The sequence below is a fragment of the Bartonella rhinolophi genome (genome assembly GCF_036576165.1).
GTDB lineage: Bacteria > Pseudomonadota > Alphaproteobacteria > Rhizobiales > Rhizobiaceae > Bartonella.
On record NZ_JBAFWY010000006.1, the window covers coordinates 29,047 to 52,991 of the forward strand.

The window sequence follows — 23,945 nt, forward strand, 5'->3', positions numbered from 1 at the left end:
AGACATCGTGTTCAGGGAATAAGATAAGGTAAAAGAAGCCAATGACTACGAATTCAAAATTTTTAAGTGTGGCATCTGTTTTTGTGTTAGCTATGGGGGTGGTTGCACCAACAACAGCCTTTGTGTCAATTGCGATGGTTGGAGAGGCGCAGGCGTCTGTAGTCCGTTCTATCGAAATTCGCGGGAATAAATTTGTAAGTGCTCAGGTAATTCGAGACAATATGGATATCAGAGTTGGAGAAAGTTTTTCCAGCGGTGATGTGGATGCTGCGGTGAAGCGTCTTTTTGGATTGGGTTTATTTTATGATGTTAAAATAAATCAGGTAAATGATACGCTGGTCGTATTGGTTAAAGAATATCAGGTAGTCAATCAGATATTATTTCAAGGGAATAGATCTTTCAAAGATCCTGATCTTAAACGGTTTATTTCTTTAAAGCCGAATGAACCTTTCAACCCTACTAAACTTTCAGCAGATTTAGATATAATACGTGAAGCTTATAAAACTGTTGGCCGTAATAATATTACTGTTTCAGTTCAAACCATTAATCTTGGGAAAGGGCGTGTAAATGTAGTTTTTAATGTTGTTGAGGGTCGGAGAACGAAGATTCATAATATTACCTTCAAAGGGAACAATGCTTTTCCAAGTCGTCGTTTACGTGATGTGATTTCTACAAAACCTTCAGGAATATTTGCATTATTAATGAGAGGTGATGTTTATAGTGAAGAGCGTTTAGCTGCAGATGAAGAAGCTTTACGTCGCTTTTATTATAATCGTGGTTATGCAGATTTCCGAATTCTTTCATCAAAAGCAACTTTTGATGCGGCGAGTAATGCGTATAAAATTGATTTCGTTCTTGATGAAGGTGTGCGTTATAAAATTGCTGATATTCAGGTTGAGAGCGATATCGATGGAATTAATGTGCAGTCTATAAAAGAGGCGCTTAAAACCCGCTCAGGTGATATTTATAGCGCTGAAAATATTGAAAAGTCTGTTGCAATTATCAATGATAAAGTTGCTGATTCAGGATATGCTTTTGCCAAAGTTGAGCCGCGGGGAAATCGTGATTTGGCGAATCATACAATTTCGATTTTATACAACATTGAACAAGGTCCACGGGCTTATGTTCAGCGTATTGAAATACGCGGCAATGAAAAGACGCGTGACTACGTCATTCGTCGTGAAATTGATTTGAATGAAGGGGATGCTTATAATCAAACTTTAGTGTATCGGGCAAAACGTCGGCTGGAAAGTTTGGGCTTTTTTAAGGCAGTTAATATTTCAATGACCCCGACAGATCAGTTTGATCAAGTGATTTTGGTGATAGATGTCGTAGAAGCCCCAACGGGGGATCTTTCTCTGTCTGGAGGATATACAACGGGTGGTACAAGTCCCGGTATGTCATTTGAGGTATCTGTTACTGAACGTAATCTTGGAGGGCGTGGTCAGTATGTTCGTTTGGGTTTAGGTGCTGGGCAAGAAAAGTCTCGTAATTATAATTTATCATTTGTTGATCCTTATTTTTTAGGATATCGTCTATCTGCTGGTATTGATATTTTTCGCAGTACTTACCGTGCTGATAAAGCATATGATGTTCGTCAAACAGGTGGAGCGCTGCGATTAGGGATGCCTATTAATGATAAGTTATCTGCTAATTTAGCTTATTCTTATGTGCAGGAAGAATATGATTTTGGTGGAGATTATGACTTAACAGATGAAGGTGTCATAAAAGAATTGTATAATAAATATTCTGGTGCGATTGTTCAAGCTGCAAAGCATAGCCCTTGGAAGCGTTCATCAATTAGTTATGGTTTGACTTATAATTCTATTGACAATATGAGAAATCCTCATGATGGGGTGTATATGCATATTCTTCAAGAATATGCAGGGATTGGCGGAAACGCAAAATTCCTGAAGACAACTGGTAAAGCAATGATGTATAAGACATTGTCTGACCAGATGGATCTTGTCGGTTTACTTTCTTTTGGTGGTGGTTATATTCATGAAATAAGCCAAGAGGGTGTTCGTATCTTTGATATGTTTAAGATAGGACCTGATGTAATCCGAGGCTTTAGATACAACGGAATAGGTCCACGTCAAATCTCTAATAAAGGTGAAGTATACTTCTTAGGGGGTACGACGTATATGAATGCGACTGCTGAAGTACAATTTCCTATACCTGTTTTACCTGATGGGTTAGGGATGCGCGGTGCTGTATTTGCGGATATTGCAACACTCTATGGCAATAATTATAAACCTGTTTTTCAGGGTGAAGCGGTGGTTACAAATGTCAAAAGTGCATGGCGTGCATCTGCAGGTGCTAGTTTAATGTGGGAATCTCCATTTGGTCCGTTGCGCTTTGATTATGCTTGGCCGATAATGAAGCAGGAAGGTGATCGTTTGCAGCAATTTAATTTTGGTATTTCTACTAAGTTCTGATTTGAATTTTCTCCAGAAGGAAAAATTGTGAAGAGAATGAATTAGGCTGGGAGAGAAAGTGTTTTGATGGCGGATACATTTTTTTTTACGCCGTCCCGGCGATTGACAGTTGCGAATATTGCTGAGTTAACAGGTGCAAAGCTTCTTAATCCAGAGTTTTCTAATACAGTTATAAATACTCTTTCTTCACTTGAAAGTGCTGGAGAAGGTTCTCTTGTTTTCGTAGAGCATCGGAAATTTTCTGATGCTTTATTGGGGAGTTCTGCAGTTGCTGTTTTTTGTACGAATGAAATTGTTTTAAAAGTTCCTGAATCTATGGCAATTTTGGTGACATCTACGCCACGGCGTGATTTTGCGCAGATTGGTCGTATCTTGTTTCCTGATTCTGTGAAGCCAATGCCTTGGTTTGGGCAGAAAGAAATCTCACCGCATGCGCATATTCATCCAAGTGCTAGATTTGGGCATGATGTATGTATTGAAGCAGGAGCCGTTATTGGTAAAAATGTTGAAATTGGTTCTGGGACTCTTATTTCATCAACTGCTGTTATCGGTGAAAACTGTCGTATTGGACGTGAATGTTATATTGCTCCCAAGGTGACAGTTCAATATTCTTTAATAGGTGATAGAGTTCAGCTTTATCCTGGTGTTTGCATTGGACAAGATGGTTTCGGTTATGTTGGCGGTATTGCTGGGATTGAAAAAATCCCACAGCTTGGTCGTGTTATAATCTACGATGATGTAGAAATTGGCGCAAATACAACAATTGATCGTGGAACATTTGAAGATACTATTATTGGTGAAGGAAGTAAAATTGATAATTTAGTACAGATTGCTCACAATGTGAAGATTGGTCGCTATTGTCTTATTGCTGCTCAGTGTGGAATTGCTGGTAGTGCATCCGTGGGAGATATGTCTCAGCTTGGTGGAAGTGTTGGGATCGCGGATCACATCGTAATAGGTAAGCATGTTCAAATTGCTGCTAGGAGTGGTGTTATGAATGACATTCCAGATGGTGAAAAATGGGGAGGCAGTCCAGCACGACCATTTAAACAGTGGTTTCGTGAAGTAGCGGCGTTGCGTAATATTAGTAAGACTAAAAAGGAGAAGCGCTAATATGATTAGCAGCGGAGAAACTAAAAGTTTAGAGTCTATAGATATTGAAAAATTGTTATCAATATTACCGCATCGATATCCGTTTTTGTTGATTGATCGCATAGTTGAAATTGATGGAGAACAAAAAGCTATCGGTATTAAAAATGTAACGATTAACGAGCCTCATTTTACAGGACATTTTCCTGCAAATCCCGTTATGCCTGGGGTTTTGATTTTAGAAGCTATGGCACAAACAGCAGGAGCAATTTCACTTTTAGAATTAGGTAATAAGAAAGCAAATTTGGTTTATCTTATGACCGTTGATAATGCGAAATTCCGTAAGCCAGTTATACCTGGTGATCAGTTAAAGATTCATGTTCAGCTTTTAAAGAAGCGGTCTGGTATGAGACGTTTTTTGTGTATTGCAGAAGTAGAGAGTGTCCGCGTTGCTGAAGCGGAAATTGCTGCGATGATTATCGAATCAGAATAAACGGTACAATAGGAATTTAAAAATGTCTGGTATGAAAATCCATCCAACTGCTCTCGTGGAGAAGGGAGCGCAGCTTGGTGAGAATGTACTAGTCGGTCCATTTTGTCATATTGGTTCAGAGGCTGTCATTGGTGATGGATGCAGTTTAATGAGTCATGTTGTGATAATGGGGAAGACAACATTAGGAGCCAATAGTAAAGTATTCTCACATGCAGTTTTGGGTAAAGAGCCACAAAATAATAAACATAAAGGAGGGTGTACAACTCTTTCCATCGGTAAAAACTGCGTAATTCGTGAAGGCGTAACGATGCATAGAGGATCCGATTCGAGTATAGGAATGACGATAGTTGGTGATAATTGTCAATTTTTTTGTTATGCACATGTCGCTCACGATTGTCATGTAGGAAATCATGTAACATTTGCAAATAATGCGATGATCGCTGGTCATGTTACTGTTGGTGATTATGTTATTATTGGTGGTGGTTCTGCTGTTCATCAATTTGTTCGTATTGGGCATCATGCATTTATCGGCGGTGTATCTGCATTGGTTGGCGATTTGATTCCTTACGGAACAGCTGTTGGTGTACAGGCAAAACTTGCTGGATTAAATATTATTGGCATGAAACGTGCGGGCCTTGAGCGTAAAGATATTCATGCGCTACGTCATGCAGTTGCTATGCTTTTTGATCGCAGTAAACCATTTAAAGAGCGTGTATGCGATGTTTCTTCTTGCTATTCTACTTCTCGGTCTGTTCTTGACGTAGTTAATTTTATTAAGGAAGAAGGAAGACGTTTTTATTGTACACCCAAACTTCAAGACGACAGGCTAAAAGTAAATAAGGATTAAAAATGTCTGTTCCTAGTGCCAGAAGCTTTCTTTCCGGCCGAACTGCTATCATAGCAGGGAATGGTGTTTTGCCTATCACTGTTGCTCAGGCACTTGAGAAAGATGGACAAAATCCTTTTCTTGTACTTTTACGTGATGAGGCGGATGCAGTGCTTTATCGCTATGAGCATTGTGAGTTATCGATTGTAGAGTTGGCACGGCTCATTAAAATCTTAAAAGAAGCTGCAATTTGTAATATTGTTTTGGCAGGTGGTGTGAAAAAGAGGCCGCTTTTTACGCAATTACAACCAAATTGGACAACTTTTTTAGCTTTACCTAAGTTACTTTGGGCTTTAAGAAGCGGAGATGATGCGTTACTAAAAGCTTTTATACGGATTATTGAAGCGTATGGTTTTCATGTTGTTGGTGTTCATGAGATAGTACCAGATTTATTAGCTCCAGTGAAATTTGATTTAACATTACGGCGCTCTACTCGAAAAGAAAAAAATGATATTTTATTAGCAGCTGAAGCTGCAAAGCTTTTAGGTCGATTAGATATTGGGCAAGCAGCCGTAGCTGTCAATGGGAGGGTAATTGCAGTAGAGGGTGCAGAAGGAACTGATAATATGCTATGGCGGGTTTGTGAAATGCGAGAAAGAAAGCAAATTCCACCTAAAGGCGGTGTTCTTGTGAAATGTGCAAAACCACAACAAGATCATCGAGTTGATTTGCCATCAATTGGTCCCATGACAATAATAAACCTTGCAAAGAGTGGATTATCTGGTGTCGCAATGGAAGCGAATAAAAGTTTGATATTATCAGTGCAAACGACAATAGAAAAAGCCAACAAACATTCACTGTTTATAGAAACATTTGAAAAGTTTGATCATGAATGATTGTTTTTTTAAAATTGCTATTGTTGCAGGTGAAGAATCTGGTGATTCTCTTGGTGCAGATTTAATTTCCTGTTTATCTCGACAGACAGGATGCAATATTCATTTGATTGGTGTTGGTGGAAGGCATTTAGAAGCATTAGGTTTAAAAAGCTTTTTTGATTCCCATGATATTGCCTTAATAGGCTTGGGGGCAGTATTAAAAAAATTGCCATTGTTGCTGATACATATTCGCAATTTGTCCAAATTTATTGCACGAGAACAACCTGATTGTTTAATTATTATTGATAGTCCTGATTTTACGCATCGTGTTGCAAAGAAGGTGCGCACTTTAGCACCTTCTATTCCTATCATTAAGTACGTTGCACCAACTATTTGGGCATGGCGACCAGAGCGTGCTAAAGCTATGCGTAAATTTGTTGATCATGTTTTAGCAGTTTTTCCTTTTGAAGAAAAAATGATGAAGGATTTAGAGGGACCTGCCACTACCTATGTCGGACATCGTCTTTTGACTTATCCTCCGCTTTTGACTGTTCAATCAGAAAAAAAACATTTGTGTGATAAACAAGAATCATTGTCCACATTGATTATTTTGCCAGGGTCACGAAATTCAGAGATTCGCTCTTTAATGCCTATTTTTGGCGAAGTAGTAAAAATTCTTACACAACGCATTCCTGATTTACGTATTATTTTACCGACGTTACCGCGTTTGGTGAATGAAATTCGTTGTTTTGTACAGGATTGGAAAAGCAAAGTGGAGATTGCTGTTGGTGAAGATGCGAAGTGGCGTGCTTTTGCAGATGCAGATGTTGCACTTGCTGCACTTGGAACGGTTTCACTTGAATTAGCATTGGCAAAAATTCCAATGGTTCTTTGTTATAAACTTGATCATTTTTCTAAATTATTTATTGTTCCAAAACTTATGTTATGGAGTGCTGCTCTTCCAAATATTATTTCAGATAGACCTATTGTACCAGAGTATTTTAATGAATTTTTACGACCCGGCATGTTGGCAAGACAGATAGAACAACTTTTGCACAACCCTTTATTACGGCAGGCACAACTTGATGCGTTTGATATGATGGAACAAAAAATGAAGACAGAAGCACCGTCAGGGGTCGTTGCTTCTCAAGCGATTATGTCTCTTCTCGAAAAAAGTTGAAATATTTAAAATTGTGTAAATTAAATAATATTGGTAATTAATGTTTAATTTTAGCAAGAAAGTCGTGAGCACGTTGGCTTTTAGGGTTGGTAAAAAATTTTTCAGATACTGTATCTTCAATAATTTTTCCGTTTTCTAAAAAGAGTATTCTCTCTGAAACTTTGCGAGCGAAACCCATTTCATGGGTAACACAGAGCATTGTTATGCCTGTATTTGCCAGTTGAACCATAACTTCTAAAACCTCTCCAACACTTTCTGGATCAAGAGCTGATGTTGGTTCATCAAAGAGCATTACTTCAGGTTCCATGCAAAGTGCACGTGCAATTGCAACACGTTGTTGTTGCCCACCAGAGAGCTGTAAAGGATATTTTTCACAGTGTTTTTCAATACCAACATGCGTAAGGTAACGGATTGCCCGTTCTTTTGCTTGTTGTTTAGAAAGTCCTTGAACTGCCATAGGTGCTAAAATGCAATTTTGTATAACAGTCATGTGGGGAAATAAGTTAAAATGCTGAAAAACCATTCCTATTTTGCGTAAAACAGTTTTTTGTTGGTGTATAGGGGCAGTATTGATATCAATATTATGAACACAAATTGAGCCTTCTTGTGCTTGTTCTAATTGATTAATACAACGAATCAGAGTCGATTTTCCTGATCCAGAAGGTCCACAAATAACGATGCGTTCGCCAATTTTAACATCTAAATTAATGTCATGTAGCACTTGAAAGTTCCCATACCATTTATTCAAATCTCGAATAGAGATCACAGGGGTTTTAACGGTATGAACAGGTTTATTATTTTTCAAATTCATCTTGTTGCATTCTTTCATGGATGAATAAATTGATTAATGTAACATTTTGGTTTGGTAAAGATTTTTATGATCATTTTTATTTATCGTAAGTATCGAGTTAGACGACGTTCGATAAGAACAATAAAACGATGAATGATCTCAACGGTAAGAAGATAGATAAGGGCAGCCCAAACGTAAACTTGAAAATCAAATGTACGTGAATAAGTTAATTTAGCAATCCCCATTAAATCATACACAGTAACGAGTGAGGCAATGGCACTAGATTTAATCATTAAAATGAATTCATTGCCTAAAGGGCGTAATGCTACAACCATCGCTTGTGGAAGAATAACTCTAAAAAATGTTACAGAATCGCTCAGTCCCAAAGCTTTTGATGCTTCACGTTGTCCAGTCGTTACTGATAGAAAACTTCCTTTAAAAATTTCAGATTGATAGGCAGCTGAATTGAGTGCAAAAATAAAAAGACAGCAATACCACGCGTTTTGGAAAAACCACCATAAACCAACATGTTGCCAGAAGTCACTCATTGAACCAAGCCCATAATAAAAAAGAAAAAGTTGAGCCAATAAGGGAGAACCACGGAAAAAATAAACATAAGCATGTGCAAAGTACTGCAAAAACTTATTATTTGATAAGCGTGCAAATGTAATAAGAATGCCAAGAAAAAAACCAATAGAGCAAGCAATAAGAACAAGCTCAAAGGTAACAATAAATCCATCAATAAATTTTAGTCCATAACGGTTCAAGAGAGCAGGATTAAAAAAGAAATAGAGCCACTCAGGAATCATCAGACCAATACCTTTCTATATCCTGTTTGAGCGCATGTTTCCAGATGACGTAAAATTGCGGAAAAAAACGCTGAAAACAATAAATAGAGTATGCATGCCACAACATAAAACAACATGGGTTTATTGGTGGCTGCAACTGCTAAATTGGTCTGTCGCATAAGATCAACGAGTGAAATGGTTGAAACGAGGGATGTATCTTTAAGTAAGGTAAGCCAATTATTAGAGAGACCTGGTAGGGCATTTCGGATTAATTGAGGAAAGACAACACGAAAAAATGTAGTTGAGCGTGAAAGCCCTAAAGCTTTAGCTGCTTCATATTGTCCTTTATCAAAAATGTTGAAAGCTGCGAGCCAAACCTCACAAGAAAAGGCTGCAAGAACCATACTAAGTGCAAGAACACCAGCAATAAAAGCGTTGATACTAAATGTTATTTCAATACTAAAATAATCAAGAATAGCTTGAATCACATTTTGTAAGCCGTAGTAAACTAAAAATAAGGTTAAAAGCTCTGGTAATCCACGGAACACTGATGAAAAAAGAGTAGCTATAGCTTTAGCTATTTTGATATTGGATCGAATCATCATGGCACTTAAGAGTCCTAAAGGAAGCCCTAAGATGCCGCAGCACAAAGCCAGTGATAATGTCATTCCAGCACTAAAAAGTATAACCACACCCCATCCACCATTGCTAAATGATAGCAATGCTAAATTTTCAGCCATTCTTGCGCTCCTCACAAAGATTTAGGTAATATTTTTAGAACTAAACAGTTTGTCTAATTTTAGTTTCATATTGATATTTAATAAATATCGAATGTAAAATATTTTTTCATAATTCGATTATAAGTCCCGTCTGCACGGATTTTCTTTATCGCTTCATTAAACTTATTTTTGAGATCATTATTATTTTGACGTATACCAATCGCGATAGGAGCTTTTGTTCCTTGAAGGGTCCCGAGAAGTAGGCAGCAATCTTTTCCTTCATTTTCAAGCCAGTTTAATGCTTGCAGTTTATCAAAGATGATTACATCAAGCCTATGGCTTACAAGATCGCGATTAACTTCTATTGCTGTGGGATAGAGTTTGATATTTACTCCTTCAGAGGCATAATGATCTTCTGCATAGGCAGCTTGTGTTGTATTTGATTGTACTCCAAGATTTTTACCTTTAAAGGCTTTTGCTGAAATTTCTTTAATTCCTGAATTCTTGGTAACGATAACAGCTAATTCTGTGTTATAATAAGCATCTGTAAAGTCTATTTTTTGTAATCGCTCTTGTGTAGGCGCGAGGGAAGCAATGATAGCATCGTATTTTTTGGCGAGAAGACCAGGAATAATTCCATCAAAATCTTGAGTAGTGATAGTGCACTCGACATTCATTTTTTCACAAAGTGCATAAGATATATCAATATCAAAGCCATGGAGTTTATTATTTGAATCAATATAACTAAATGGAGGATAGGAGCCTTCACTTGCAATTTTTAGCATTTTAGCATTGGCTAATTGAGTAAAAAGTGTTGCGCCTGTTATAAGAGCTATTGCTAATGATTTCATTATATTCTCCTGTTGGATAAGCGCAGAAATATGCGTTTTTCATGTGTTTTTATAATTTAGCTCTTTGAGGAGCAATGCAAAAATTTATTAGTATTAATTTTGTTACCATTACGAAAATATCATCATCAAAGAAATTATTTATTTTTATTTATTTACGAAAATTAAAAATCTGGCTTAAAAAAGATTATTAAATTTAAGCACAAGAGAACTTAAATTTTAGGAAAAAAAAAGTAAAAATATTTTTACAGATATTATAAAATGCTTACATTTTGAGAAACATATAAAATTAATTTGTTTTTTGTAGATATGGAATACTTTTCTTGTAAAAAGAATTATATTGCGAAGAGATGATCCTAAAAAGAACGCTTGCTCGTGACTATGATTGTCATATAATGGCGTTCACCTTACAGCTCTTAAGTTATTATTATGTAGGAAAATTTCCATCGTAGCTATTATGATGATGCGATAGCTATAAGGAAGTTTTTAAATAGAAGCTTACAATAAAAACATTTGATATCGAGCGATTGATCATCCGCAATAAAGCTCCAGTAATTTGAAGCTTTATTGAGTGATTATAATTTTTAATTCATACGTTTGTCTATGGAAACATATTCACGTGCAGCGTAACCTGTGTAAAGTTGGCGTGGTCGCCCAATTTTTTGTGCAGGATCCTCAATCATTTCTTTCCATTGTGCAATCCAACCAGCACTGCGCGCTAATGCAAAAAGAACAGTAAACATTTTTGTTGGAAATCCTAGAGCTTTCAATGTAATGCCAGAATAGAAATCAACATTTGGATAAAGCCTTTTTTCAATAAAGTACTCATCATTTAGAGCAATGTTTTCAAGTTCGATAGCGATATCAAGAAGCGGATCATCTTGGATATTGAGTTCTTTTAAGACTTCATGGCAGGTTTTTTGCATAATTTTTGCACGTGGATCATAATTTTTATAGACTCGGTGACCAAAACCCATAAGGCGGAAAGGATCATTTTTATCTTTTGCACGGGCAATAAATTCAGGAATTTTTTTAACAGAACCTATTTCTTGTAACATCTTTAGACATGCTTCATTAGCTCCACCATGGGCTGTCCCCCAAAGACATGCAATACCTGCTGCAATACATGCAAACGGATTAGCTCCCGATGATCCTGCAAGACGTACAGTAGACGTAGAAGCATTTTGTTCATGGTCTGCATGCAGGGTAAAGATTCTATCCATAGCCTGAGCAAGCACAGGGTTAATTTTGTATTCTTCACAAGGAACAGAAAAACACATATGAAGAAAATTTGCAGCGTAACTAAGATCATTACGTGGATAAATAAATGGCTGTCCGATGCTATACTTATACGTCATAGCTGCAAGAGTTGAAACCTTTGAAATGAGATGAGTAGTAGCGGTGATTCTTTGTTGAGGATCTGTAATATCAATAGAGTCATGGTAGAATGCAGACATAGCACCAAGGCATGCAATCATAACAGCCATAGGGTGAGAGTCACGATGGAAGCCATGGAAAAAACGTGTAAATTGCTCATCTACCATTGTATGTCGCATAATACAGTGGTCAAAATTGATTTTTTCTTGTTTTGTTGGTAGCTCGCCGTAAAGTAAAAGATAGCAACTTTCAAGAAAGTCTCCTTTTTCAGCTAATTGGCTGATAGGATAACCACGATAAAGCAATATTCCTTGATCACCGTCAATATAAGTAATTTTTGATTCACAAGAAGCAGTTGAGGTAAAACCAGGATCGTAAGTAAAAGTACCTGTTTCTTTGTAGAGAGAAGAAATTTCAATAACATCAGAACCAACAGTGCTTTCACGCATGGGTAGTTCTACTTTTTTTCCATTTACAATAATGTGTGTCTTATTTTCAGACATTAAATATTCCTTTCAGATCCTTCGCCCTTAAAAATAAGAGACGGTGCATTAGATATGGAGGTATGTAATTGAAGCTTTTTCTACCTATGTTGAAGGTAGATTTACTCTAAAAGTAAGCTCATGCAATCTAAAAATATTTTTTATTTGCAATTTTAGCAAATATATATCTCGATTACTTAAAATAGAAGATAAATTTCAGTTCACGTTGAGACATCTTTATTTAGATAATTATTCGGTTTACATACCTGTATACATTGCAAATTAGCATGCAACTTCAACAAGTTGGTCATGAATACGGTTAAGAGATTCATCCTGTCCTAATAAAACAAGAACATCGAAAACCCCAGGTGATGTTGCACGTCCTGTGAGAGCTGCTCGAAGCGGTTGAGCAACAACTCCAAATTTGAGATTCTGTTTTTGCACATAATATCGAAGAATGTCATCTAAGGTTTTAGCATCCCAATTAGAGCACGTTTTAAGGATAAGATAAATATCTTTTAAGATAGCTTTACCATTTTTGTCTAGGAGTGTTTGTGCTTTTTCATCAAGAAGTAATGGTCGTTGTGTAAAAATGAAAGAGGCATTGTCAATAAGTTCGCATAGTGTTTTGGAGCGTTCTTTTAAATTTGGTATAGCTGCTAAAAATTGAGCACGACGTTGTTCATCAAGTCTTTCAATTTTCTCTAATCCACCTTCAATCTCTGGTAAAATGTTAAGAGCAGAATCAAAAAGATCTTTATCGTTGCTCATGCGCATATAGTGCCCGTTAATTGCGTCTAACTTTTTGATATCAAAACGCGCTGCACCTTTATTAATATCATCAATATCAAACCAAGAAATCATATCTTCAATTGAGATAAGTTCATCATCACCATGACTCCAGCCTAAACGAACGAGATAATTACGTAAAGCAGAGGGAAGATATCCCATGGTTCTATAAGCATCAACACCTAGTGCACCATGGCGTTTTGATAATTTTGCACCGTTTTCGCCGTGAATCAGTGGGATATGTGCCATAACAGGGATATCCCATCCCATTGCATGAAAGATAATTGTTTGGCGGGCTGCATTTGTGAGATGATCATCACCACGTATAATATGTGTTATTCCCATATCATGGTCATCAACAACAACGGCATGCATATAGGTTGGAGATCCATCAGAACGCAAAATAATAAAATCATCCAGATCTTTATTAGGAAAGTAAACATCACCTTGAACGCGGTCGTGTACAATCGTTTCTCCATTTTGTGGTGTTTTGATGCGAATAACAGGTTTTACCCCTTTGGGAGCTTCAGAAATATCACGGTCGCGCCAACGCCCATCGTAACGTGGTGGACGCCCTTCTGCACGGGCATTTTCGCGCATTTCAGCTAATTCTTCTGGTGAAGCGTAGCAATAATAAGCTTTTCCATCTTTTACCAACTGTTCTGCGACTTGGCGATGACGTTCTGCTCGTTCAAATTGCGAAATAGGATCGCCGTCATAACTAAGTCCCATCCAATGCAAGCCATCTATAATGGCTTTTACAGCTACTTCCGTTGAGCGTTCTCGGTCTGTATCTTCAATACGTAGAAGCATTTTACCGCCAGTATGTTTTGCATAAAGCCAATTAAAGAGAGCAGTACGGGCGCCTCCAATGTGAAGGAAGCCTGTGGGTGAGGGGGCAAAACGGGTAATAACTGACACGGATATCTTCCTCTAAATTAAGATATTATTTATGAAACTGTACAGAAAGGTTATGTTAGCATAGGTAATAGAGTGTGCAATAGCCGCATTGTCAAGTAAAGGGGAAGATGCGGATGTTAAGTCAAAATAAAGTTAAGGATGATTTATCAAAAAGAGGTTTGTGCGAAAGAAAAAAATTGAATCTAATCTGGCAAAGAGTTTTCTTTATTTTTTATAGTGAAAATAAAACAAATAGTGCAAATTGTAACGAACCAAATTTTTTTCTATTTACGTCTTTTAAAAAGGCAATAATTTTTTGCTGGGAGTGGTTGGCAGATTGCATAAACAGAGAAGTTTCTGCGGGTCTCCTTTTTTTGCTGATTTTAGTATTTTTTTCCACAGGCGTCATTTTTTATTTCAGTTTAGACCGAGAACCAAGTTGGGGACAGTTTGTCGTATCGACCAGTATATTTCTCGGAATGTTGTATATTTTACGTTCATATCGAAAAATATGGCTTATCGTGGGATTTTTGTGCTGTTTTTTATTGGGTGCTTTAGCTGCAAAAATAGAAACGTGGCGGATATCTACACCAATGTTAAGTAATGATGTTTTCACTACATTGACGGGAAGAGTTGTTTCTATTGAGGCAATGCAAAAAGGAGGATTTCGTTTAATCTTGAATGTGTTAAATACAAAAAATCCGGTATTACGTCATGAACTTAATCATGTTCGTTTATCAACAAGGCATTTGCCAGAGGGGTTGGCAATTGGTGATGGGCTATACGGCAGAGTTAAGATTCGTGCATTATCTGGGTCAGTGCGTCCAGGAAGTTACGATTTTAGTTTCCATAATTATTTTAAAGGAATTGGTGCTTTAGGATTTTATCTGGGAAAACCAGTCAAAATATCGATTCCACAGCCTGACACAATATTGGGTGTAGTCCTACAAAAAATTGAAAATTTACGGACAAATATGACTCGAAGAATCCGTATGGTGATTGGTGGAGAAAAAGGCAGCATTGCGGCTGCTCTCATTACGGGACAAAGGGGTGGTATTGCAAGTGACACAAATGAAGCATTGCGTACAGCTGGATTAGCGCACATTTTATCCATATCTGGTTTGCATATGACTTTGTTGAGCAGTTTAGTTCTTGTTAGCATCCGCAGTTTTTTAGCATTTTTTTCAGTTTTCTCATCCTATTACTCCGCTAAAAAGTTTGCTGCTATTGCCGCATTGATGGCTACAGCTTTTTACCTAGTATTATCTGGTGCAGCTGTATCAGCGCAAAGAAGTTTTATAATGATTGCTGTTATGTTGGTTTCTGTATTGTGTAATCGTTTTGCTGTAACAATGCGTAATTTTGCTATTGCAGGTTTGATAACTTTAGCTATTACTCCACATGAAATATTAGGTCCTAGCTTTCAAATGTCCTTTTCTGCAACCGCGGCTTTGATTGCTTTTTTTTGTTGGTGGAATAAGAGGTTATCGTCTTCTACAAGAAAAACAACACCGTCTTATGTGGGAGGTAAAGTATTTTATTTTGCTTTCTTATCGATTATTTCGACATGTGCAGCTTCTCTTGTCGCGGGATTTGCGAGTGGAATTTATGCTGCTTATCATTTTTCCAATATTGCACTCCTTAGCATTATCAGCAATGCTTTAGCTCTGCCTATTATATCAATATTTATCATGCCTTTTGGATTAATAGCAGTATTTGCAATGCTTGTGAATCTTGAATGGTTTCCTCTACAAATCATGGGGTTTGGTATTGGTCTTGTAACAAAAATTGCTTACGCTATAAGAGATATTTCTCCTATTTTAAATCCTGGGTTTGTGCCGTTGTCTACGTTGATTTTATTTAGTGTAGGCTTAGTTGGACTAACTTTTTGCGAAACATCTATTAGATTCTTTTTTAGTCTTTTTATGCTGGTTGGTATTTATGTCTATTTGATACACTCACCTGTACAGTTAATTATAGCAGATGATATGAAATTGGTAGGTGTTATGAATAAGGGAAGATTATATGTTGATCGTTACTATCACTCTAAGTTCACGACATCCATATGGAAAAAATCATTTCGCGTGAATGAGCTCATCAAGCCAACAAAATACGGTCCTTCATTTAATGAGCAGTTTATTTGTGATGATCGTGCTTGTACATCTATGCTAGAAAATGGGCTTAAAGTTACTGTTTTACGTGAAAAAACAGATCAATGCGTAAAGACAGATATCATGATTAAGACATCTGCAATGAGTAAGCAAATATGTCATGAAAAAATACCAATAATATTTATGCCTCAACAATTGTTATCACGAGGAAGCGTTATGATGACAAAAAGTGGAGATATCATTTGGTCTTTTAAGGGATTCCATAGACCGTGGAATATGCATAGGCAGTATTCACAAAAGCCACGCAATTTGTACTAAAATTGACGAATTGTTAGCATTTTTTTAAAAATAAATAACTTTTTTGATATCTGAACAACTTGTAATTTTACAGAAGCATATGATTACATTATCGATAATGATAGGCTAAATTGAAAATGCTTATTAAACATGGAAAACATAAACAAATTTTAATAGAGCTAAAATTATTCATTATTCTATATTGATTGTTACCATACGTTTTTTAATAATTAGTATTTTTTTAGCAAAAAGGTGGCGAATAGATTTGTGGTGGACTGAGGCAATAGGTTATTGTGGTGATCAATGTTTGATAAATATTGCTGATTGGTGAAAGGATAAAATAATTCATGGATGGTCAGCAGTTAAAAAAGTTGGCAGCTGCTAAAGCACTTGAATTTGTTCAAGATGGTATGCGAATTGGTATAGGAACTGGTTCTACAGCAAATGAGTTCATTTGTCTTCTTGGTGAACGCATCAGGAACGGTTTGCGTGTGACAGGTGTCCCTACTTCACGCTATTCCGAAAAACTTTGCCGTGAATTTGGAATTCCTATTGCTACTTTAGAAGAAATACCTGAACTTGACCTTGATATTGATGGGGCAGATGAAATCGGTTCAGAGATGACTCTTATTAAAGGAGGTGGCGGGGCGTTATTACGTGAAAAAATCGTAGCAGCAGCATCTCGTACAATGCTTGTGATTGCTGATGAAACAAAGATAGTAAAAACACTTGGTGCTTTTGCACTGCCAATAGAAGTCAATCCATTTGGTATGCACGCTACATGCAGAGCAATTGAAAAAGTTGCTGATAATTTAGGACTTTTAGGAAAAGTCACATTGCGGATGAATGGAGAGAGTCCTTTTGAAACGGATGGTGGCCATTTTATTCTTGATGCGTCTTGGGGGCACATTTTACAGCCAAAATTGTTATCGGATGCACTCCTTGCAGTTCCTGGTGTTGTTGAACACGGTCTTTTTTTGAAATTGGCTTCGCGTGCAATTATAGCGATGAAGGATGGTCAAATAAAAATTTTAGAACCATTTGATTTTTAGATAAGAGAGTTTACATGTTGGTGTTTTGGCGCAATAAAAGGCGTTCAAGGTTTCAGGTAAAATAACGGATTTAAATTACAATTAATAACTATCGGGGTAATCATTAAATGAAAATAATATTTTCTTTTCAGCGTTTTGTAGCATATTGGGGTGCAATTGCCGTTTTGGTTGCAAATATTGGAATGGTTTATGCACATGATGTGAGTGATAAGCATTTGAATTCGGCTAGAAAGGCGATCAGTGCCATTCATGCAACTGATCAGTTTGATAGCTTTTTACCAACAGCGGCACGTGATCTCAAAAATGAACTGACAACTGACAATCCAAATTTAGCAACTGTTATTTCTAAGATTGTTGACAAACATGCGCTTGCTTTGGCTAAACGGCGTTCTGATTTAGAAAAAGAAGTTGCTCATATATACGCAAAATATTTTACTCAGGAAGAACTTGACGCAATTACGGCATTTTATACTTCTGATACTGGTAAAAAGTTTTTAACACAAGTTCCAAGTATTGCACGTGATGCTTATTCTACATTTAATGTATGGAGTTCTGCTGTCCTGCAGGATCTTATAAAGGATGTGAAAAAAGAGATGTCTGAAGCACTAAATGTAGACAAGTCCACTACATCTACAACACCGAGTTCTTCAGAGAATCCAAAATAACCATTCCAAGAGTGAGTTTTTCTTTGTTTATTAAAAAAGCGGCGGTTTTCCGCCGTTTTTAATGAAAATAGCTTTTTAAGGTGTTGTTTTATATAGAAAGTGATATTTGAAAATAAATAAGGACTTTCATTTTATGATAAATGACAATAGCCTATTGTTTCAGATGTATGAAAAGGAATAGTTCGTGGGATCTTTTGATTTTGATTTATTCGTTATTGGAAGCGGTTCTGGTGGGGTGCGAGCTGCGCGCCTCGCTGGAGGACTTGGTAAACGTGTCGCGATAGCAGAAGAATATCGTGTAGGGGGGACTTGTGTTATTCGTGGTTGTGTCCCTAAAAAGCTATATGTTTATGCGTCACAATATGCGCGAGAGTTCAGTAAGAGCGTTGGCTTTGGATGGGAATATGCAAATCCCACTTTTAGCTGGGAAAAATTAGTCACAGCTAAAAATAAAGAAATAACAAGATTAGAGGGGCTTTATCGTAAAGGGTTACAAAATAACAATGTCCATATTTACGAAAGTCGTGCTGTCTTTATAGATGATCACACACTAGAGATTTCTGCAACAGGTGAACGGATAAGAGCAGAAAAAATTTTGATCGCGACGGGAGCAAAAACTGCACCAAATACTGTTATCAAAGGCGGTAATTTGTGTCTTACTTCTAATGAAGTTTTTGATCTTAAAAAATTGCCAAAATCAATAATAATTGTTGGAGGTGGGTATATTGGTGTTGAGTTTGCTAATATTTTTCATGAATTAGGTGTAAAAACAACACTACTCTATCGTGGTGATTTAATCCTTCGTAATTTTGATTATGATTTGCGACGGTTGCTTAGTGATGCAATGATTGAAAAAGGAATTTCTATTATCTGCGAGGTGGATGTTTCTCAAGTTCAAGCTACAGAGAGTCATTATGATGTTATTTTATCAAATGGGCAAACTATTAGTGCTGATCAAGTTATGTTAGCTACAGGACGTGTACCAAATACAGAAGGTTTAGGACTTGAGCGGGCAGGAGTTAAACTGGATGAGTTTGGTGCAGTTGTTGTTGATGAAAAAATGACAACAAATGTACCTCACATTTGGGCTGTTGGTGATGTAACAGGGCACGTCCAATTGACACCTGTTGCCATTCATGATGCAATGTGTTTCGTTAAAACTGCATTTGAGAATACTCCCACTATCCCTGATTATGATTTAATTACAACGGCGGTTTTTTCACAGCCAGAAATTGGGACGGTTGGTCTTTCAGAAGAAGATGCGGTGCATCGCTATAAACGTCTTGAAATTTATCGTACGACTTTTTGTCCTATGCGTAATGTCTTCTCTGGAAGTTCAGAAAAAATGTTTATGAAGTTAGTTGTTGATGGTGAAAGTCGCGTTGTCGTGGGAGCACATATCTTAGGGGATGGTGCTGGTGAGATGGCGCAGCTTATTGGAATATCTCTTAAAGGAAAACTAACCAAAGATGTGTTTGATGAAACTATGGCAGTGCATCCAACTGTAGCAGAAGAACTGGTAACGATGTATAAACCAAGCTATGTGTATGAAAATGGGAAAAAAGTGGAAAGTTAAACGGCAACTATTATGGTAAATAATAAAGCTTTTGACATTACAAGCTATAAGTTTAAGCTCTGGAGAGAAGTGCAATGATAAAAAAATGGGTGCCTAACTCTTGGAGAGCAAAGCCAATTAAACAAGTTCCAGATTATCCAGATAAATCTGTGTTAGAAGATATTGAACAAAAATTGCGCAGCTATCCTCCCTTGGTTTTTGCTGGCGAGGCACGGAATTTAAAAAATGAATTAGCAGCAGTTGCGGAAGGTCAGGCTTTTTTATTGCAAGGTGGAGATTGTGCTGAAAGCTTTGCAGAGCATGAAGCAGATAATATTCGTGATTTTTTTCGTGTGTTTTTGCAGATGGCAATTGTTTTAACTTTTGGGAGTTCTAAGCCAGTTGTGAAGGTTGGTCGCATTGCTGGTCAGTTTGCAAAGCCACGTTCTTCTAATATGGAAAGCAAAGAAGGAGTCGAGCTTCCTGTTTATCGAGGAGATATTATTAATGGTATCGAATTTAGTATGGATTCTCGTATTCCTGATCCACGACGAATGTCAATGGCTTATCGTCAATCAGCAGCAACGCTTAATCTTTTACGCGCTTTTTCACAAGGTGGATATGCTAATTTAGAAAATGTTCACACGTGGATGTTGAGTTTCATTTCTAATAGCCCACAGGGGGAGCGTTATAAGCTATTGGCAGAGCGTATTTCTGAAGCAATTGATTTTATGCGCTCTATAGGAATTACGCCCAAAACGAACTCTTCATTACGTGAAACACCTTTTTATACCAGTCATGAAGCACTTTTGCTTGGTTACGAAGAAGCTTTAACACGGATTGATTCGACCTCTGGAGATTGGTATGCGACATCTGGTCATATGTTGTGGATTGGTGATCGTACGCGTCAGATTGATCATGCTCACGTTGAATATTGCCGCGGTATTAAAAACCCTATTGGGTTGAAGTGTGGTCCTTCCATTGAGCCTGATGAGCTTTTAAGTTTGATTGATACTCTGAATCCTGAAAATGAGTCGGGTCGGCTGACTCTCATTACTCGTTTTGGTTATGATAAGATTGAGAAATATCTTCCAAAACTGATCCGTGCAGTTAAGTGCAAGAATCGTAAAGTTATATGGTCATGTGATCCAATGCATGGCAATACAGTTACCATAAATGGTTATAAAACGCGCCCCTTTGATTATGTTTTAAAGGAAGTAGAAAATTTTTTTTCAATACACCGTGAAGAAAGGACTTATCCAGGTGGAATTCATATTGAAATGACTGGTTGTGATGTAACAGAGTGTACAGGTGGTGCACATGCTATTTCTGTAGAAGATTTATCTAATCGCTATCATACGCATTGTGATCCACGATTGAATGCAGATCAAGCATTGGAATTAGCCTTTCTTGTTGCGGAACTTCTTAAGAAAAATCGTGATACTGATCTATTAGCTGTAGGCATGAATGGCTAAACAGAAAATTACATAAACGTTTTATTATTTTAGGTATTTATGGGTGGCTTTTTGAAAAAATGGGTATTTGGGTGATTACAATAGAGCTGTGATTGCCAAGCTGATGAGATGATACAGAGACTTATGAAAAATGATTTTCGGGTAGCGATTGCCCAATTAAATCCTGTTGTTGGTGATATTGAGGGAAATTTTTCTCTTGCAGTGATGGCGCATCAAAAAGCTAAAGAAGAGGGAGCTGATCTTGTTTTACTCACGGAGCTTTTTATAAGTGCTTATCCTCCAGAAGATCTTGTTTTGAAGCCTACTTTTATAAAGGCATGCGAAGATGCCGTTAAAAAATTAGCGAAGGTAACAGAAGGGGGACCAGGAATCGTAATTGGTGTTCCTCTAAGACATAACGGCAATATTTATAATGGTGCTATGCTTCTTGATGCAGGGCAGATAGTGTCTGAAATCTTGAAGTTTGATTTACCTAATTATGCTGAATTTGACGAAAAGCGTGTATTTTCTCCTGGTCCACGTCCTGAGCCTATTATCTATCATGGAATAAAATTGGGAATAGTGATTTGTGAAGATATTTGGAATGATTCCTCTATTTGTGCAGAGCTTAGCAATAAAGGAGCTGAAATTATTCTTGTTCTTAATGGATCTCCTTATTGTCGTAACAAAGCACTAAAACGTATAGAGGTTGTTCGTGCACAAGCTATTCAATCCAGTGTGCCGATTATTTATGCTAATCAAGTTGGTGGTCAGGATGAATTAGTTTTTGATGGAGGATCTTTTGCGTTGAATGAGCAGGGTAAAATGGTGTTTCAAATGAAACATTTTAAAAGCCATATTGCCTTGAGCCATTGGAAACGAAAATTTACTGGATGGCACTGTATTTCTGGTCCAAATGAAGATCTTCTCAATGGGTTAGCTGCTGATTATCAGGCTTGTGTGTTGGGCTTAAGAGATTATGTCAAGAAAAATTGCTTTAAGAATGTTATTCTTGGTCTTTCAGGAGGAATTGATTCAGCACTTTGCGCTGCAATGGCGGTAGATGCACTTGGCGCTGAGAGAGTTTGTACTGTAATGATGCCCTATCATTATACTTCGCAAGAATCATTGAAGGATGCTAAAGATTGCGCGCATTTTTTAGGATGTCGTTATGAAATATTATCGATTACGCAACCTGTTGAGGTTTTTTTAAATACAATGGCTCCTGTTTTTTTAGGGTTACCATCTGATACTACAGAAGAAAATCTTCAAAGCCGTATACGTGGGACTATTTTAATGGCTCTTTCGAATAAATTTGGCTCAATGGTGATAACAACAGGAAATAAGTCGGAGATGGCTGTAGGGTATGCAACTCTTTATGGTGATATGAACGGAGGATTTAATCCCATTAAAGATATTTATAAAATGCAGGTCTACGCATTGGCTGGGTGGCGCAATAAAAACCATTTGCAAAATTTTAAAGGGCCAAAAGAGATTGTAATTCCGCCCAATATTATAGAAAAAGCACCTTCCGCAGAGCTTCGGGAGAATCAAAAAGACGAAGATTCTCTTCCTCCTTATCCTATTCTAGATGATATCTTGCAATCTCTTATAGAAAACGACATGAGTGTTGGTGATATTGTTAAACGTGGACATTTAAGAGAAACGGTTGAGAAAATTGAACACCTTCTTTATTTAGCAGAATACAAAAGACGACAATCTGCTCCTGGTGTAAAAGTTAGTTATAAGAATTTTGGACGCGATCGTCGTTATCCTATTGTCAATCATTTTCGTGATAAAAGTTGAGCATTATTAAATGATAAAAGTTCGTTTTGCCCCATCTCCAACAGGTTATATCCATATTGGTAATACTCGCACTGCATTGTTTAACTGGCTTTATGCACAGGCGAATAATGGAGTATTTATTTTGCGCTTCGATGATACAGATGTTGAGCGCTCTAAACAAGAGTATGTTGATGGTATTATGGTTGATCTTGAATGGCTTGGTATAAAACCAGATGAAATTTATTACCAATCTAAACGTGTGAATCGATATCATAAAGTTGCGGAAATTTTAAAAAAAAGCGGTCTTCTTTATCCCTGTTATGAAACGGCAGAAGAATTGGAGCGGCGCCGCAAAATTCAGCTTTCACGCAAAAGACCTCCTGTTTATGATCGTGAAGCATTAAAATTAACACCAGAAGATCAAAAAGCATTTGAAGCTCAAGGTCGTAAACCTCATTGGCGTTTTCTTTTACCTAATTTTGAAAATGATCCATTGCATACAAAACGAACCGAAGTCTCTTGGGAAGATATTGTAAAGGGGAGGCAGACGATTGATTTGGCTTCTCTTTCAGATCCTGTTTTAATTCGTGAAGATGGAAGCTATCTTTATACACTACCGTCTGTGGTTGATGATATAGATATGGGGGTTACACACATTATTCGTGGTGATGATCATATCACCAATACAGCTGCACAGCTTGCTCTTTTTGAAGCTCTTAAGGTAAGTCCACCAATGTTTGGTCACATTAATTTATTGACTACAGTTTCAGGAAAAGGATTTTCAAAACGTGATGATGATCTTTCCATTCGCTCTTTACGGAAAGAGGGAATGGAATCTATGGCTGTTCAGTGTCTTGCTGTTTTGATTGGAACGTCACAAAATGTACATGCTTACCCCAATCAAGCAGCTCTTTTAGAGCATTTTAATCTTCAAGATACGTCAAGATCAGTTGCAAAGTTTGATGTTGTTGATCTTTTTGCTTTAAATAGTCATCTTGTTCATGAATTAACCTATGAGGAAGTTAAAACACGGCTTAAAAATCTTTTTATTGATGGGGAAAAAGCAGAATATTTTTGGAATACGATAAGAGGTAATATTGATAAAGTGGATGATGCTGCTTTGTGGTGGAAAATTATTCATGATGACCAGAATTTTAATACAGCCGCACTTGAAGATCGTGCATTTGTGCATCAGTCGATTGATTTTTTACCTGAGGGTACATTGAATGATGATAGTTGGAAAGTGTGGACAACAACGTTAAAAGAAAAAACAGGTCGTAAAGGGAAAGCCTTGTTTATGCCATTACGTCAGGCACTGACTGGAATGGATCACGGTCCTGAAATGGGAAAACTTTTGCAACTTTTAGGGCGTGAGAAGGTAATAAAAAGATTGACTATTCAAGGGGGGGGATGAAAGCAGCGATACGGGAGA

At 37.2% G+C, this 23,945-nt stretch carries 19 protein-coding genes; 13 read left to right on the top strand and 6 right to left on the bottom strand.

Translation table 11 applies throughout. The annotated features are described in order from the left end of the window. The first annotated feature begins 41 nt into the window (after positions 1 to 41). From bamA to lpxB, 6 genes are all read left to right on the top strand, one after another. On the top strand, positions 42 to 2,438 hold the full coding sequence (gene bamA / locus V5N67_RS04780) for an outer membrane protein assembly factor BamA (protein WP_332060759.1): 2,397 nt from the start codon (positions 42 to 44) through the stop codon (positions 2,436 to 2,438). 66 nt (positions 2,439 to 2,504) lie between these two features. Beyond that, positions 2,505 to 3,551 (top strand): UDP-3-O-(3-hydroxymyristoyl)glucosamine N-acyltransferase, encoded by a 1,047-nt coding sequence (gene lpxD / locus V5N67_RS04785; protein ID WP_332060760.1) that lies wholly within the window; start codon positions 2,505 to 2,507, stop codon positions 3,549 to 3,551. A 1-nt stretch (position 3,552) separates the two neighbouring features. Beyond that, positions 3,553 to 4,020 carry a 3-hydroxyacyl-ACP dehydratase FabZ gene (gene fabZ / locus V5N67_RS04790; protein ID WP_332060761.1) on the top strand — a complete coding sequence of 156 codons (468 nt, stop codon included), beginning with the start codon at positions 3,553 to 3,555 and terminating at the stop codon, positions 4,018 to 4,020. Between the two features lie 22 nt (positions 4,021 to 4,042). Beyond that, on the top strand, positions 4,043 to 4,867 hold the full coding sequence (gene lpxA, locus V5N67_RS04795; protein WP_332060762.1) for an acyl-ACP--UDP-N-acetylglucosamine O-acyltransferase: 825 nt from the start codon (positions 4,043 to 4,045) through the stop codon (positions 4,865 to 4,867). A gap of 2 nt (positions 4,868 to 4,869) precedes the next feature. After that, positions 4,870 to 5,742, top strand: a complete 873-nt coding sequence (locus V5N67_RS04800) for an LpxI family protein (protein ID WP_332060763.1) — start codon at positions 4,870 to 4,872, stop codon at positions 5,740 to 5,742. Continuing rightward, the gene (lpxB, locus tag V5N67_RS04805) at positions 5,735 to 6,901 is read left to right on the top strand and encodes a lipid-A-disaccharide synthase (protein ID WP_332060764.1); all 1,167 of its coding nucleotides are present in this window, start codon (positions 5,735 to 5,737) and stop codon (positions 6,899 to 6,901) included. Before V5N67_RS04800 ends, lpxB begins: the two co-directional genes overlap by 8 nt. A gap of 37 nt (positions 6,902 to 6,938) precedes the next feature. On the opposite strand, the gene V5N67_RS04810 is transcribed toward lpxB, so the two are convergent. The 6 genes from V5N67_RS04810 to gltX (V5N67_RS04835) form a co-directional block, all read right to left on the bottom strand. After that, on the bottom strand, positions 6,939 to 7,712 hold the full coding sequence (locus tag V5N67_RS04810) for an amino acid ABC transporter ATP-binding protein (protein WP_332060765.1): 774 nt from the start codon (positions 7,710 to 7,712) through the stop codon (positions 6,939 to 6,941). 80 nt (positions 7,713 to 7,792) lie between these two features. Continuing rightward, on the bottom strand, positions 7,793 to 8,500 hold the full coding sequence (locus V5N67_RS04815; RefSeq protein ID WP_332060766.1) for an ABC transporter permease: 708 nt from the start codon (positions 8,498 to 8,500) through the stop codon (positions 7,793 to 7,795). After that, positions 8,500 to 9,219 (bottom strand): ABC transporter permease, encoded by a 720-nt coding sequence (locus V5N67_RS04820; protein WP_332060767.1) that lies wholly within the window; start codon positions 9,217 to 9,219, stop codon positions 8,500 to 8,502. Before V5N67_RS04820 ends, V5N67_RS04815 begins: the two co-directional genes overlap by 1 nt. Before the next feature lie 77 nt (positions 9,220 to 9,296). Beyond that, positions 9,297 to 10,049, bottom strand: coding sequence for a transporter substrate-binding domain-containing protein (locus tag V5N67_RS04825; RefSeq protein WP_332060768.1), 753 nt, complete (start codon positions 10,047 to 10,049; stop codon positions 9,297 to 9,299). 581 nt (positions 10,050 to 10,630) lie between these two features. After that, a complete protein-coding gene (gltA, locus tag V5N67_RS04830) occupies positions 10,631 to 11,926 on the bottom strand; it encodes a citrate synthase (RefSeq protein WP_332060769.1) in 1,296 nt (431 codons plus the stop codon). A gap of 261 nt (positions 11,927 to 12,187) precedes the next feature. After that, complete coding sequence (gene gltX, locus V5N67_RS04835) at positions 12,188 to 13,615, bottom strand: glutamate--tRNA ligase (RefSeq protein WP_332060770.1); 1,428 nt, start codon at positions 13,613 to 13,615, stop codon at positions 12,188 to 12,190. Between the two features lie 113 nt (positions 13,616 to 13,728). Here gltX (V5N67_RS04835) and V5N67_RS04840 point away from each other — a divergent pair, with 113 nt between their 5' ends. The 7 genes from V5N67_RS04840 to gltX (V5N67_RS04870) all read left to right on the top strand — a co-directional run bounded on the left by V5N67_RS04840 (position 13,729) and on the right by gltX (V5N67_RS04870) (position 23,927). Continuing rightward, the gene (locus V5N67_RS04840) at positions 13,729 to 16,023 is read left to right on the top strand and encodes a ComEC/Rec2 family competence protein (RefSeq protein ID WP_332060771.1); all 2,295 of its coding nucleotides are present in this window, start codon (positions 13,729 to 13,731) and stop codon (positions 16,021 to 16,023) included. 326 nt (positions 16,024 to 16,349) lie between these two features. After that, positions 16,350 to 17,054, top strand: coding sequence for a ribose-5-phosphate isomerase RpiA (gene rpiA, locus V5N67_RS04845; RefSeq protein ID WP_332060772.1), 705 nt, complete (start codon positions 16,350 to 16,352; stop codon positions 17,052 to 17,054). A gap of 107 nt (positions 17,055 to 17,161) precedes the next feature. Next, a complete protein-coding gene (locus V5N67_RS04850) occupies positions 17,162 to 17,719 on the top strand; it encodes a DUF2059 domain-containing protein (RefSeq protein ID WP_332060773.1) in 558 nt (185 codons plus the stop codon). A 184-nt stretch (positions 17,720 to 17,903) separates the two neighbouring features. Then, positions 17,904 to 19,295 (top strand): glutathione-disulfide reductase, encoded by a 1,392-nt coding sequence (gene gor / locus V5N67_RS04855; protein ID WP_332060774.1) that lies wholly within the window; start codon positions 17,904 to 17,906, stop codon positions 19,293 to 19,295. A gap of 74 nt (positions 19,296 to 19,369) precedes the next feature. After that, the gene (locus V5N67_RS04860) at positions 19,370 to 20,749 is read left to right on the top strand and encodes a class II 3-deoxy-7-phosphoheptulonate synthase (RefSeq protein WP_332060775.1); all 1,380 of its coding nucleotides are present in this window, start codon (positions 19,370 to 19,372) and stop codon (positions 20,747 to 20,749) included. Positions 20,750 to 20,872: 123 nt separating this feature from the next. Beyond that, a complete protein-coding gene (locus V5N67_RS04865; protein ID WP_332060846.1) occupies positions 20,873 to 22,534 on the top strand; it encodes an NAD+ synthase in 1,662 nt (553 codons plus the stop codon). A 10-nt stretch (positions 22,535 to 22,544) separates the two neighbouring features. Next, positions 22,545 to 23,927 (top strand): glutamate--tRNA ligase, encoded by a 1,383-nt coding sequence (gene gltX, locus V5N67_RS04870; protein ID WP_332060776.1) that lies wholly within the window; start codon positions 22,545 to 22,547, stop codon positions 23,925 to 23,927. The last annotated feature ends 18 nt before the right edge of the window (positions 23,928 to 23,945 follow it).